The organism is Klebsiella sp. M041 (genome assembly GCF_059759695.1).
Window position 1 is genome coordinate 33,159 of the sequence record NZ_JCAXWU010000011.1, and the last position, 13,686, is coordinate 46,844.

The 13,686-nt window shown below is 57.6% G+C and carries 13 protein-coding genes; 5 read left to right on the forward strand and 8 right to left on the reverse strand.

All coding sequences use genetic code 11. From position 1 onward, the window contains the following. Window positions 1-32 precede the first annotated feature (32 nt). Window positions 33-1,967, reverse strand: a complete 1,935-nt coding sequence (gene yeaG, locus AC6CWS_RS15740; protein WP_004203779.1) for a protein kinase YeaG — start codon at window positions 1,965-1,967, stop codon at window positions 33-35. A gap of 416 nt (window positions 1,968-2,383) precedes the next feature. On the opposite strand from yeaG, the gene AC6CWS_RS15745 reads away from it, so the two are divergent. Together AC6CWS_RS15745 and AC6CWS_RS15750 are read left to right on the forward strand one after the other, a co-directional pair. Beyond that, window positions 2,384-3,130 (forward strand): MipA/OmpV family protein, encoded by a 747-nt coding sequence (locus tag AC6CWS_RS15745; RefSeq protein WP_023289272.1) that lies wholly within the window; start codon window positions 2,384-2,386, stop codon window positions 3,128-3,130. Window positions 3,131-3,221: 91 nt separating this feature from the next. Further along, window positions 3,222-4,076: an aldo/keto reductase gene (locus AC6CWS_RS15750; RefSeq protein ID WP_065882979.1), complete on the forward strand. Its 855-nt coding sequence runs from the start codon at window positions 3,222-3,224 to the stop codon at window positions 4,074-4,076. Window positions 4,077-4,136: 60 nt separating this feature from the next. Here the strand turns inward: AC6CWS_RS15750 and AC6CWS_RS15755 are convergent, their stop codons facing one another. Next, window positions 4,137-5,021: a D-hexose-6-phosphate mutarotase gene (locus AC6CWS_RS15755; protein ID WP_065882980.1), complete on the reverse strand. Its 885-nt coding sequence runs from the start codon at window positions 5,019-5,021 to the stop codon at window positions 4,137-4,139. Window positions 5,022-5,095: 74 nt separating this feature from the next. Continuing rightward, window positions 5,096-6,091 carry a glyceraldehyde-3-phosphate dehydrogenase gene (gene gapA, locus AC6CWS_RS15760; RefSeq protein ID WP_004203784.1) on the reverse strand — a complete coding sequence of 332 codons (996 nt, stop codon included), beginning with the start codon at window positions 6,089-6,091 and terminating at the stop codon, window positions 5,096-5,098. Window positions 6,092-6,428: 337 nt separating this feature from the next. Between gapA and msrB the strand changes: the two genes are divergently transcribed. Together msrB and AC6CWS_RS15770 are read left to right on the forward strand one after the other, a co-directional pair. Then, entirely contained in the window at window positions 6,429-6,842 is a 414-nt protein-coding gene (msrB, locus tag AC6CWS_RS15765) for a peptide-methionine (R)-S-oxide reductase MsrB (RefSeq protein WP_004203786.1), read from the forward strand. Window positions 6,843-6,885: 43 nt separating this feature from the next. Next, on the forward strand, window positions 6,886-7,164 hold the full coding sequence (locus tag AC6CWS_RS15770) for a YeaC family protein (RefSeq protein WP_004203787.1): 279 nt from the start codon (window positions 6,886-6,888) through the stop codon (window positions 7,162-7,164). A 94-nt stretch (window positions 7,165-7,258) separates the two neighbouring features. Here the strand turns inward: AC6CWS_RS15770 and yajD are convergent, their stop codons facing one another. From yajD to sppA, 5 genes are all read right to left on the reverse strand, one after another. Then, window positions 7,259-7,603, reverse strand: coding sequence for an HNH nuclease YajD (gene yajD / locus AC6CWS_RS15775; protein WP_002901254.1), 345 nt, complete (start codon window positions 7,601-7,603; stop codon window positions 7,259-7,261). 160 nt (window positions 7,604-7,763) lie between these two features. Next, a complete protein-coding gene (gene chiD, locus AC6CWS_RS15780; protein WP_032452507.1) occupies window positions 7,764-9,017 on the reverse strand; it encodes a chitinase ChiD in 1,254 nt (417 codons plus the stop codon). 170 nt (window positions 9,018-9,187) lie between these two features. Further along, entirely contained in the window at window positions 9,188-9,829 is a 642-nt protein-coding gene (gene pncA / locus AC6CWS_RS15785) for a bifunctional nicotinamidase/pyrazinamidase (RefSeq protein WP_004203790.1), read from the reverse strand. Between the two features lie 9 nt (window positions 9,830-9,838). After that, window positions 9,839-10,858 carry an asparaginase gene (gene ansA, locus AC6CWS_RS15790; protein ID WP_032452508.1) on the reverse strand — a complete coding sequence of 340 codons (1,020 nt, stop codon included), beginning with the start codon at window positions 10,856-10,858 and terminating at the stop codon, window positions 9,839-9,841. Window positions 10,859-10,996: 138 nt separating this feature from the next. After that, window positions 10,997-12,850, reverse strand: a complete 1,854-nt coding sequence (gene sppA / locus AC6CWS_RS15795) for a signal peptide peptidase SppA (protein WP_004203792.1) — start codon at window positions 12,848-12,850, stop codon at window positions 10,997-10,999. Between the two features lie 166 nt (window positions 12,851-13,016). On the opposite strand from sppA, the gene AC6CWS_RS15800 reads away from it, so the two are divergent. Next, the gene (locus AC6CWS_RS15800) at window positions 13,017-13,568 is read left to right on the forward strand and encodes an NAD(P)H nitroreductase (protein ID WP_065882981.1); all 552 of its coding nucleotides are present in this window, start codon (window positions 13,017-13,019) and stop codon (window positions 13,566-13,568) included. The last annotated feature ends 118 nt before the right edge of the window (window positions 13,569-13,686 follow it).

Below are 13,686 nucleotides of genomic sequence, written 5' to 3' on the forward strand. Positions count from 1 at the left end.
TGGCCCGGCGGCGCACCGCCGGGCTGGACGCATCAGGACGATTTACGAACCCGCAGGTACCACTCGCACAGCAGGCGAACCTGTTTGCGGGTGTAGCCTTTCTCCATCATGCGGTCGACAAAGTCGTCGTGTTTTTTCTGCTCATCGGTTGAGGTTTTGGCGTTAAACGAAATGACCGGCAACAGCTCTTCGGTATTGGAGAACATTTTCTTCTCAATAACCGTGCGCAGTTTCTCATAGCTGGTCCAGTTCGGATTACGTCCGCTGTTGTTGGCTCTGGCGCGCAGCACAAAGTTGACGATTTCATTACGGAAGTCTTTCGGGTTGCTGATCCCGGCCGGCTTCTCAATTTTCTCCAGCTCGGCATTCAACGATTCACGGTCAAACAGCTGCCCGGTGTCCGGATCGCGATATTCCTGATCCTGGATCCAGAAGTCAGCGTAGGTGACATAGCGATCGAAAATGTTCTGCCCGTACTCGGAGTAGGATTCCAGATAAGCGGTCTGGATCTCTTTGCCGATAAACTCGGCGTATTTCGGGATCAGATAGCCTTTGAGGAACTCCAGATAGCGCTCGGCCTGCTCCTGCGGGAACTGTTCGCGCTCAATCTGCTGCTCCAGAACATAGAACAGATGCACCGGGTTGGCCGCCACTTCAACATGGTCGAAGTTAAACACCCTTGAGAGGATCTTAAAGGCAAAGCGGGTGGAGAGCCCGTTCATCCCTTCATCCACACCGGCATAGTCGCGATACTCCTGATAGGATTTCGCTTTCGGGTCGGTATCTTTCAGGCTCTCGCCGTCATAGACCCGCATTTTCGAGTAAATGCTCGAGTTTTCCGGCTCTTTCAGGCGCGACAGAATCGAGAAGCGCGCCAGCGTTTCCAGCGTGCCCGGGGCGCATGGCGCATGCGTCAGTTCGCTGCTGTTGAGCAGTTTTTCATAGATACGGATCTCTTCGGAGATCCGCAGGCAATAAGGCACTTTGACGATATAGACGCGGTCGAGGAAGGCCTCATTGTTTTTGTTATTACGGAAGGTCACCCATTCCGATTCGTTGGAGTGGGCAAGGATGATCCCGTTAAACGGCAGGGCGGAGATCCCTTCGGTCCCGTTATAGTTACCCTCCTGGGTCGCGGTCAGCAGCGGATGCAGCACCTTGATCGGCGCTTTAAACATCTCGACGAACTCCATGATCCCCTGGTTGGCGCGGCACAGCGCACCGGAGTAGCCGTAGGCGTCCGGGTCGTTCTGCGCATAGTGTTCCAGCTTACGGATATCCACTTTACCCACCAGCGCCGAAATATCCTGGTTGTTCTCATCGCCCGGTTCGGTTTTGGCGATGGCGACCTGCTCGAGAATCGATGGCCAGACTTTGACCACGCGGAATTTCGTGATATCGCCGCCAAACTCATGCAGGCGTTTGGCCGCCCACGGCGACATAATGGTGCCGAGATAGCGGGTAGGGACGCCATACTCTTTCTGAAGGATCTGCGCATCCTCCTGCGGATTGAACAGGCACAGCGGGTGATCGTTAACCGGGCTGCGCTCGCCGTTGGCGCTCAGCACATAGATAGGCACGCGCTGCATCAGGGCTTTCAGCCGTTCAGCCAGCGATGATTTACCACCGCCCACCGGTCCCAGCAGATAGAGGATCTGTTTCTTCTCTTCCAGCCCCTGGGCGGCATGCTTGAGGTAGGAGACGATCTGCTCAATGGCGTCTTCCATACCGTAAAACTCTTCAAACGCCGGATAGCGTGCGATGACCCGGTTTGAAAAGAGACGGGATAGCCGCGGCTCGAGAGCCGTATCAACCATGACGGGTTCACCAATGGCCATCAACAGACGTTCTGCCGCATTGGCATAGGCACTGCGATCTTGCCGGCAGATGGTAAGAAACTCCTGCAGTGTGAACTCTTCGTCCTTGGCAGCTTCATAGCGCTGGCGATAGTGATCGAATATATTCATGGCATGCCGTCCTTTCGTTTTTTAGCACAGGTTGAGAGCCGTTCATATGAATAGTGGGGGCCCCCGGAAGACATAAGCTGAACATCGCTCTCCTGGTATCCAGCAACCCTTATGCCAGGTTGCGGGTGGGGTAGCGTGAATGTGCCCTGCAATTACACCTTCTAAATTTAAGCGTAGATGCATTTAGAAATCTTGCATGCCGCAGAAAATCAATTTCAATGACATATCAATAACTCATCCTGAAAAAGACGCTTTTTGATTCGCCGGGACGTGAAGCTGTCATCGGGCTGTCACCAGATGGTAAGAGAAGGGTGGGAAAGTGAACGATTTGTGTCATATCGGGTAAAGAATTTGAGGCATGAGACCTACGACGGTAAACTGCACGGGCTGATTATTTGACAACGGGAATATGGATTGTGACTAAAATCAAACTTCTGGCACTCGGCGTGCTGATTGCGACCTCCGCCAGCGCGGCGCATGCCGATGGGAAGTTCACGCTTGGGGCTGGCGTCGGCATCGTTGAGCATCCGTACAAGCAGTATGATGCGGATGTTTATCCGGTGCCGGTCATTAGTTATGAGAGCGATAACTTCTGGTTCCACGGTCTGGGCGGGGGTTACTACCTGTGGAATGACACCAACGATAAGCTGTCGATAACGGCCTACTGGTCGCCGATGTACTTCAAGCCGGGCGACAGCGATAGCGAACAAATGCGTCGCCTGGATAAGCGTAAATCGACCGTGATGGCCGGTCTTTCTTATGTCCACAACACGCCCTATGGCTTCCTGCGCACGACGATTGCCGGCGATACGCTGGATAACAGCAACGGCATCAACTGGGATCTCGCCTGGCTGTACCGCTACACCAACGGGAACCTGACGCTGACGCCGGGCATTGGCGTCGAGTGGAACAGCGACAATCAGAACGAATACTACTATGGCGTCTCGCAGCATGAGTCCCGTCGCAGCGGGATGCGCAGCTACGATCCGGACAGCAGCTGGAACCCGTATCTGGAGCTGGCGGCCAACTATCGCTTCCTCGGCGACTGGAGCGTATACGGTATTGCGCGCTACACGCGTCTGTCGGATGAAATCACCGATAGCCCGATGGTGGACAAATCCTGGAGCGGTCTGATCTCAACCGGGATCACCTACACCTTCTGATTGTGCATTATTACAGTGCGCTTTATGCATCAAAACAGGGCTTCGTGCCCTGTTTTGCTTTATGGTGGTGCAGGGCGCGAAGAAGGAGACGATGGTGAAAAAAACAGTATGCTTTGGCGAGCAGGCGGCAGTTCCGGCCATCGGGCTGGGAACCTGGTATATGGGCGAGAACGCGGCGCTGCGTCAGCAGGAGGTGGCTGCACTGCGCGCGGGCATCGACCATGGCCTGACGGTAATCGATACCGCGGAGATGTATGCCGACGGCGGGGCGGAGGAGGTAGTGGGCCAGGCGATCCGCGGCCTGCGCGACCGGGTGACGCTGGTCTCTAAAGTCTATCCCTGGCACGCCGGCGGAGCGGCGATCCGCCGCGCCTGTGAAAACAGTCTGCGCCGGCTGCAGACCGACTATCTGGATATGTATCTCCTGCACTGGCGGGGCGATATCCCCCTGCAGGAGACGGTCGAGGCGATGGAAAGGCTGGTGGCCGAGGGCAAAATCCGCCGTTGGGGCGTCTCCAATCTGGACACCGACGATATGCAGGCGCTGTGGCGCACGGCGGGCGGCGAACGCTGCGCCACCAACCAGGTGCTCTATCATCTCGCGTCGCGGGGCATTGAATACGATCTTCTGCCCTGGTGTCAGCAGCACACCCTGCCGGTGATGGCCTATTGCCCGCTGGCGCAGGCGGGGCGCTTACGCGATGGACTTTTTCAGCATACCGATATCATCAATATGGCTAACGCGCGGGGCGTGACGGTGGCGCAGCTGCTGCTGGCCTGGGTGATTCGTCATCCGGGAATGCTGGCGATCCCGAAAGCGGCGACTATCGAGCATGTGGTGCAGAATGCCGCCGCGCTTGATATCGTTCTCAGCCCGCAAGAGCTTGCGCAGCTGGATCGCCTCTATCCGCCGCCGCCGCGGAAAACCCGGTTGGATATGGTTTAACCCACAGCGCATCCAGGTGGAGAAGAGAAAAAGCCCCGTGATAAACGGGGCTTTTTGCGGTTAGCGTTTTTTCACGCTGATGGTTTGCGCCAGGCGAGACGGGGTCTCTTCACTGGCTTTCTGCGGCTGGGTCACGCAGCAGGTTTCGACGCAAACGAAGGTTTTATAGCCATCGTCCGGCATGTCGCCCATGCTGACGGACAGCGCCGGGCCCGGGTTCCAGGCCACCACGTTGTGCTGATGATGATGCACCACGTCGATCGTGCGGCTGAGCGCGTCGTCGTGGATCACGCTGCAGCCTTCGGCGTCGAGATAGACGCGGTCGGTACGATCCGGGAAGGTCTGCACGCCGTTGTTCAGAACGCCTTCTTCGGCGTTCTTCACTTTATCGATATAGCGCTCGCCAAGACCGCTCACTTTCACCGCCGCGATATCGCCAACGTTGAAGTAGCTGTGCAGGGCAGAGGTGGTCTCGAATTCGCCGTGGGCTTCCAGCTCGATTTCGCAGGTCTTACCCAGCTTGAAGCGGGCATAGAGGGTGAACTCATGCGGCCACAGCTTCATGGTTTCAGCGCTGTTCTGCAGCGCAAAGGTCAACATCACGCCGCTGTCGTCTTCATCATGCCCTTCCAGGGTCCACGGCAGGTTGCGGGCAAAGCCGTGCGACGGCAGGCCCTGCTGCGCCGATGGGCCAAACCACGGCCAGCAAATCGGCACGCCGCCGCGCAGGGCGACGCCCTGTTTAAATGGGGTGTTGTTGCTCAGCCACAGGACTTCTACTTCACCGGCGGGTTTCCAGGAGAGCAGGTGCGCCCCTTGCAGCGCCACAGAGGCTTTCACCTGCGGATGGTCGATGACAATCAGCTCCAGGTCGTCCAGCTGGCGACGGGAGATAACGGGTGAAATGGTTTCATTCACCGGGAGAGCAAAAATTTTATTTATCATTGTGCAATCCTATCTCTGCAGACAAAAAAAAGAGCGACCGAAGTCGCTCTTACAGATTACTTTTTCATCTCAACTTATTTGGAGATGTGGGCAATCAGGTCCAGAACTTTGTTGGAGTAGCCAGTTTCGTTGTCGTACCAGGAAACCAGTTTAACGAAGTTGTCGTTCAGTGCGATACCTGCTTTAGCATCGAACACGGAAGTGCAAACTTCGCCGTTGAAGTCGGTAGAAACAACGTCGTCTTCGGTGTAACCCAGAACGCCTTTCATTGCGCCTTCAGAAGCGGCTTTGATAGCTTTCTTGATTTCTTCGTAGGACGCTGCTTTTTCCAGACGAACGGTCAGGTCAACAACGGATACGTTCGGAGTCGGAACGCGGAACGCCATACCGGTCAGTTTGCCGTTCAGTTCTGGCAGTACTTTACCTACAGCTTTAGCAGCGCCGGTAGAGGACGGGATGATGTTCTGAGCTGCGCCGCGGCCGCCGCGCCAGTCTTTGTGAGACGGGCCATCAACGGTTTTCTGAGTAGCGGTGGTTGCGTGGACGGTGGTCATCAGGCCTTCAACGATACCGAAGTTGTCGTTGATGACTTTAGCCAGCGGTGCCAGGCAGTTGGTGGTGCAGGATGCGTTGGAAACGATGTCCTGGCCAGCGTAAGTGTCGAAGTTAGCGCCGCGAACGAACATCGGGGTGTTGTCTTTGGACGGGCCAGTCAGAACGACTTTTTTCGCGCCAGCGGTGATGTGTTTACGAGCGGTTTCGTCGGTCAGGAAGATACCGGTTGCTTCAGCAACAACGTCAACACCAACTTCGTCCCACTTCAGGTTAGCCGGGTCACGTTCAGCGGTAACACGGATTTTTTTACCGTTAACGACCAGATGACCGTCTTTCACTTCAACGGTGCCGTCGAAACGACCGTGAGTGGAGTCATACTTCAGCATGTAAGCCATGTACTCTGCGTCTAACAGGTCGTTGATTGCAACGATCTCGATGTCAGAACGTTTCTGAGCAGCACGGAAAACAATGCGACCGATACGGCCAAAACCGTTGATACCTACTTTGATAGTCATATATTCCACCAGCTATTTGTTAGTGAATAAAAGGTTGCCTGTAAAATTACAAAAACCTTACGCAGCGTCAAGCGGAATCGTGTCAATCATTGCGACAAATCAATCCTGAGCACACCTTGCGCGATTGATTTGCCTCACTCTCCCTTTGAGCCCAATTCCATATGGGGGCTGCGCGCGGAATTTTAAAGGGCATTTAAGATAAAAACGTGATTTAAGTCACAATTATCTGGCTGCCTGTGGGCACCGGATAAGTTTAGAACAAAAGTGTACGCTTCATTGTTAATGTTTTGTTAGAATTGGGGCGAAAGTTGTCCATTGCAAAGCGAGATGTAAGCCCATGGCGAATAAACCCTCCCCGGAAGAGCTGAAAAACGGCTTGAGCGAAATGCAGTTTTACGTGACCCAACATCATGGCACCGAACCGCCTTTCACCGGACGGCTGCTGCACAACAAGAAAAATGGCGTGTATCACTGCCTGGTGTGCGATGCGCCGCTGTTCAACTCCCAGACCAAATACGACTCCGGCTGCGGCTGGCCGAGCTTCTACGAGCCGGTAAGCGAAGAGGCCATTCGCTATCTGGACGACAGCTCCCACGGCATGCAGCGCATTGAGATCCGCTGCGGAAATTGTGATGCCCATCTCGGTCACGTGTTTCCGGATGGCCCGCAGCCGACCGGCGAGCGCTATTGTGTCAATTCGGCGTCGCTCAGCTTCACCGATGAGCAGAACGGCGAGCAGATTAAGGGGTGAAGAAACGATTCAGCAAATTATTCCAAGTGGAGGTGAGCGGAAGATGGATATTGAGCAAATTATCGACAGCATGACCCCGGAAGTGTATCAGCGTCTGGCGACGGCGGTAGAGCTGGGAAAATGGCCGGATGGCGTGGCGCTGACGCCGGAGCAGAAGGAAAATAGCCTGCAGCTGGTGATGCTGTGGCAGGCCCGGTATAACACCGACGCCCAGCATATGACCATCGACACCCGTGGGCAGATGGTGATGAAGAGCAAACAGCAGCTGAAGGAAGATTTCGGCATCGTGCCGAAGCCGATCGCTACCGTGAAGTTGCAATAAACCGCCGCCCGGCGGGGAGACGTTCCGGCGTCGGGTGATCCGGCGCCGGACAAGGGTAGCGTCAACGACCGCGCCCGGCGGTCAGTCGCTTCGCTTACTTTTTATTCATCATCGCTTTCAGGTCGGCAAACGGGTTGTAGGTGGCCTCGCCGACGCTCTTTTGCGCATCTTCGCCCGCTACCACCGTGGAGCCATACTGATCGGCTTCGGTGTACTTGGAATGTTCGTGATCGTGACAGTAAAGGCACAACATCTCCCAGTTGCTGCCATCTTCCGGGTTATTGGAGTGGTCGTGATCGATATGGTGCACCGTCAGCTCGCGCAGATTGGAGTAGACAAACTCCCGTGAGCAGCGTCCGCATACCCAGGGAAAGAGCTTGAGCGCCTTTTCGCGGTAACCCACTTCCAGACGTGCGTAATTTTTGGGGATATAGGCCATGGCCCCCTGCCTCCTGTCAAACGGTTAAGCTGCGCCAGCCCCTGGCGCAGCGGATAACAGGCATCATAACCTATCCCGGGCGGCGCGATATACCTGCATTCCCGGCGATGCTGCCTGCGTCACGCCGCCCGGCGGCGGCGATGCGGCGGAACAGCCGCGATTAGTGTTTGATCCCCAGCGATTCCGCCAGCTGGCGGGCCAGCTGGTTCTGATCATCGGCGCCATACTCCCAGAACATCGCTCCGGCGAGGCCTTTCGCCTTGATGTAGTCCGCTTTAATGGCTACCGAGCGCGGGTTCTCGTAGGAGAGGGCGAACAGCGGCTTGCCCTCCGCGGACTGCACCGACAGCCACGGGACTTTCGCCTCATCGTCCCAGTGCTCGGTAAAGCGTTTCTGCGGATCGTTGAGCAATTTGCCCACGATATCATTGTATTTCACGTAGGTGTCTTTGCTCAGGTCATAGCCCAGCGAGGCAAACAGCGCGATCTGCTGGGGACCAAAATAGGGCTGGGTGACCGGGTTCTTTTGCGCATCCGCTTTACTCCAGTCAATCCCCGGCTCGACCGCCCGTTTCGGCACCCGGCCATAAAAACCAATTCCGAGGTTCATCTGGCTGGGTTTAAGCCCGGCGGCCAGGTAATTGTTGACCACAAAATCGGCGCTGTATTTATCCGCCGCGGCGACCGTCGGCCAGTGGCTGGAGTCATACAGGTTCGAGTTGAAGTACTGCGTGCCGTAGGCCATGTCGTAGGTCATCAGGTTGATGTAGTCGAGCGATGACGCAATCGCTTTAACGTCCACCCAACTTTTCGGGCTTTCGGCGTTGGCGCCCACGGCGATAGTGACAAGTTTCCTGGTACCAAACGCTGCGCGCAGCTCTTTTAACAGCGCGGTAAAGTTATCGCGATCGGCCGGTTGACTGGCAACCAGCCCCCAGGCGCCGTTGACCGGAAACTCCCAGTCGAGGTCAATCCCATCCAGACCATATTTTTCAACAATTTCCTGCGCAGACTGAATAAACACCTTCCGGGTTTCTTTGCTTGCCGCCGCGCCGGAGAAACCGCGCGCCCCCCAGCCGCCGACCGACAGCAGGACTTTGAGGTCCGGGTTCTGTTTACGCAGGGCCGGGAGCTTTTGCAGATCCGCCTGCACCTTCGGCGACAGCCAGATCTCGTGCAGATGAGCAGGATCCTTCAGGGCTGCGTTGGTCTCGTCTTTTTCATCGTTATAGATAAGGCCAAACGAGTAGTTGAGATGGGTGATCTGCCGGACGTCCAGCTTGTCGATATCCCCGCCCGGCCCGGCAGTGACATCGCCGCCGCCGTTGAAATAGCCGACGGACATCAGCGGTTGGGCAGAGAGCGCGGAAGCGCAAAGCAGGGGCAAGGCTGCCAGCAAGGGCAAACGTTTCATAGTGGTTCCTCTTTGACTTAAAAAAATAACCGCGCCACGGAAATGGCGTGGCGAAAAAACAGCCTTGCCAGACTACCAGCAATAACCTGTTGAAACTGCGAGAGAGTTCAATTTATGGACGATAGCGAAGCGGCACAAGAAGCCCCGGCGCGGGCGCGCCGGGGAAGGGATCAGGCGTGGGTTTCCCGCCAGTCGTCGAGGGTATAGAGCGTGGCGCCTGCGGCGGCCATCTCCATAAACGCCTGGCTGCTGTCCTGCGGCTGAAGATTCACCCCGCGGCAGCCGTCGGTGATGACGTTGACCGCGTAGCCCAGCGCCAGGGCATCCAGCACGGTGAACTTAACGCAGTAATCGGTGGCGAGGCCGAGCACGGTCAGCTCCACGATCCCCTGACCACGAAGCCAGCCGTCCAGTTCAGTTTTCTGCCGGTGACCGTTGTCAAAAAAAGCGCTGTAGCTGTCAATGACCCGGTTTTGCCCTTTGTGGAACACGGCGGCGATGGCCTGCTGCTTGAGCAGGGGATGCAGCGCCGCGCCTTCGCTGTGCTGAACGCAGTGATCCGGCCAGAAAGTTTGCGCCAGGCCATCCAGGTCGCCCACGGTGTAGGGCTCCACCTGGTGCTGGCTGGCGAAGCTGCCGTGATCCGCCGGGTGCCAGTCCTGGCTGGCGACGATGGGCTCGCCGCGCGCCAGGCTCCAGTCGATAAGCGCATTGGCCACCTCGACGGTACTATCGCCTTCAGGAACCGCCAGCGCGCCGCCGGCGCAGAAGTCGTTCTGCAAATCAACCAGTAACAGCGCTCGATGCGCCATACGTCCTCCTTAAGCTTCGTCAGGGGTCAGTTCGCCACGCAGATTCTGCTGCATCGCCGCGCGAATGGCGTCAACGTCCAGCTGCTGGCTCAGCAGATAGTGTAGCTTGGTCAGCGTCGCTTCCACCGTCATATCGAAACCACTGATGACTCCCGCCTGGGCGAGGGCATTGCCGGTGGCATAGCCGCCCATGTTCACTTTCCCGGACATACACTGCGTCAAGTTGACCACCACAATGCCGCGCTGGCTGGCTTCCGCCAGCACCTGAATAAACTCGCCATTCTGCGGCGCATTGCCGACGCCGTAGGAGCGGAGGATCAGCGCTTTCACCGGCTGGCGCAGGAAATTACGCACCACGTCGGCGGAGATGCCGGGGTAAATCGTCACCACGCCAATCGGCTGCGGGGTGATGGGATGCACGATAAGCTCTCCGCAGCCCTGCGGCGCCGGCGGGGTACCGAGACGGCGGATATGGATCCCGGCCTCCAGCAGCGGCGCGAGGTTTGGCGAGGCGAAGGCGTCAAAGCCGTCGGCATGGGCTTTAGTGGTACGGTTGCCGCGGAACAGCCGATTGTTGAAGAACAGCGCCACTTCGTTAATCGGATAGTTGGCGGCGACGTACAGGGCATTGAGCAGGTTGATCTGGCCGTCGGAGCGCAGCTCGGCCAGCGGGATTTGTGACCCTGTCACAATCACCGGTTTGCCGAGGTTTTCCAGCATGAATGACAGCGCAGAGGCGGTAAACGCCATGGTGTCGGTACCGTGGAGGATCACAAAGCCATCATACTCCTCGTAATGGCTGCGGATATCGTCGGCGATGTGCTGCCAGTCCTCAGGGGTCATATCGGATGAATCCATCAGCGGATGGTATTCATGGATCGTGAAGTCCGGCATCTCCGGGCGATGGAACTCAGGCATCAGCGCCAGCTGACGCTGGAGATGGCCGGAAACGGGTACATAGCCGTGTTCAGAGCGCTGCATACCGATGGTCCCACCGGTGTAGGCAACGTAAATCGATTTTTTTTGCATAGCATCGCTTAGGTTGGTCGTAGACAGGCGCAGTATAAAGAGACGGAGGAAAAAATACAGTGTTGGCCGCTCGCTTTGTGGCGGCGCTGGCAGGTGCGGAAAAAAGGCTGCCCCGGGAGACGGGGCAGCCGCTGCGTATTAACGGATGTTGGCGCAGGTCAGGCAGAAGGCATAGCGGTTCTGAGGGTCGTTAAACGCCGCCAGCTTGTCGCTTTCGGCTTTCACCGTCTCGGCTGCCGCGGCCACCGGCGCAGGCAGCCAGGCCTGAATGGCGGCCGGCAGCGAGGCGCGTACCGAACCGGTCAGGCTGTCCAGCACCATCGAGAAGAAGGTGGGCTCTTCCTGATAGTAGTTGAGGTGCCAGGTTTTCAGCTTCGCCAGCTCGGCGGCCTTGGCCACCGCGTCGTCGAAGTCGCCGAGGCTGTCGACAAGACCGTTGGCTTTGGCATCTTCCCCGGTCCAGACGTGGCCCTGGGCAATCTGGTCGATTTTCTCCGGCGTGCTCTTACGCGCGTTAGCCACCAGGGTGATAAAGCGTTGATAGCCGTTCTCAATGCTCAACTGCATCAGCTGCTGCACTTCCGGCGGCAGCGCTTTGGTGCTGGAGATATCCGCCAGCGGCGACGTGGCGACGCCGTCGGTATGGACGCCAATCGACCCGAGGGTGTTTTCCACGGTGTTGATCACCCCAAAGATGCCGATGGAGCCGGTGAGGGTGCTTGGGTTCGCGACAATGTAGTCCGCCGGCGTGGAGATCCAGTAGCCGCCGGAGGCCGCCATGCCGCCCATTGAAACGACCACCGGTTTACCCGCGGCTTTGGCTGCCGCCAGCTCTTCACGAATGATTTCCGAGGCGGTCACGCTGCCGCCCGGGCTGTTGACGCGCAGGACGATGGCCTTAATTTTCGGGTCGAGGCGCGCATCGCGAATTTGCGCAGCGGTGGTGTCGCCGCCAACGTTGCCCGGGGTCTCCTCGCCGTCCATGATGGCGCCGTTGGCGAAGATCACCGCGATGGCGGAACCCTGGTCAGACGGTGTCTTCACGTTGTAGTCGTAATAGCTGATCGCCCGGTAATTGTTATCCGCTTTGCTCCAGCCAAACTGTTTGGTCAGCGCCTTTTCCACTTCCGTGGAGGTCGCCAGCTCATCCACCAGTTTATTGTCCAGCGCATATTTCGCCGTATCGCCGCCCACCTTACGCAGGCCATCGATAATGCCCTGGGCGCCCGGGAAGAGCTGCTGGGCGGTGATCTGCCGGTTGGCGGCGATGGTGTTGAGGTAGTTCTGCCACAGTTCGCCAATCCAGCGGCTGTCCGCTTCGCGGGCGGCAGGGGACATGTCATCGCGAATGAAAGGCTCGACGGCGGATTTATAGGTGCCGACGCGGAAGACATGGGTGGAGACTTTCAGCTTATCCAGCAGCGACTTGTAGTACAGCCCGTTGGTGGCGAAGCCGTGCAGGTCCACCTCGCCCTGCGGAGAGAGCCAGATTTTGTTGGCAAAGCTCGCCAGGTAGTACTGGCCCTGGCTGTAGCTGCTGCCGACGGCATACACCGGTTTGCCGCTGTCGCGGAATTCGCGCAGCGCTTTACCGATGTACTGCATGGAGGGCTGATCGCCGCCGACGAAGTTTTTCAGATCCAGCACAATACCGGTGATATTACGGTCATCCTTCGCCTGACGGATGGTCTGCACGATATCGAACAGAGAATTCTCCTGCAGACGGTCCGAGCTGGCGCCAAACAGTTGGCGGCCAATTACGCCGAGCTTGCTGCTGGCGGACGGTTTATCCACCACCACGCCGGTAATATCCAGCAGCAGCGCGCCGCGCGCGGCATGTTCGCTGGTGGTGCTGCTGAACTGGCTCCAGATGCCGATACACACCAGCACCAGCACCAGGAAGATCGCATTGAGGGCCAGTTTGCGAATAAAGTTGAGTATCCGCCACGTCCATTTAAAAAAGCTGGCAATCAGTCGCCAAAGGGTTCGCATGTATTCTCCCTAACGTTATCTAAAAATGGGCAGGCCGCAGGGGCCGCCGCGTCTGGCTATCCTAAAGAGTGAGCCGTCGGTTGTCAGCAGGAATCACCGACCGCGCTGTAACAAAATCCTTGTGCATGTTAATTTTATGAAAAATGACATCACAGGAGTTATACAGATGGATGCTCTCGACCTACTGCTTAATCGCCGCAGCGCTTCCCGCCTGGCGGAACCGGCCCCGGCCGGCGAACAGCTGGAAAACATTCTGCGCGCCGGGCTGCGCGCCCCGGATCATGGCACCCTGCAGCCGTGGCGCTTTTTCATTATCGCCGATGGCGGCCGCGAACGCTTTAGTCAGCTGCTGGAAAAGGGGGCCCGGGAGGCCGGCCAGGATGAGAAGGGCATAGAGAAAGCCCGCAATGCGCCGTTTCGCGCGCCGCTGATCATTACCGTAGTGGCGCGCTGTGAAGACCACCCGAAGGTGCCGCGCTGGGAGCAGGAGATGTCCGCTGGCTGCGCGGTGATGGCGATGCAGATGGCGGCCCTGGCCCAGGGATTCAACGGCATCTGGCGCAGCGGAGCATTGACCGAGAGCCCGGTGGTGCGGGCCGGCTTCGAGTGCCGCGAGCAGGATAAAATCGTCGGCTTCCTCTATCTGGGCACGCCGCAGCTGAAAGCCTCAACCACCATTGCCCTGCCGGATACCGCGCCGTTTGTGACGCGATTCTGAGTCAGCGCGTGTTACGCCGGGTGGCGGCTGCGCCTTACCCGGCCTACATTCGTACGACCTGTCGTTAATTTATTCACCATAGTTGCTGAAACTGCCGGTGCTGGCGGCCTCAAAATCG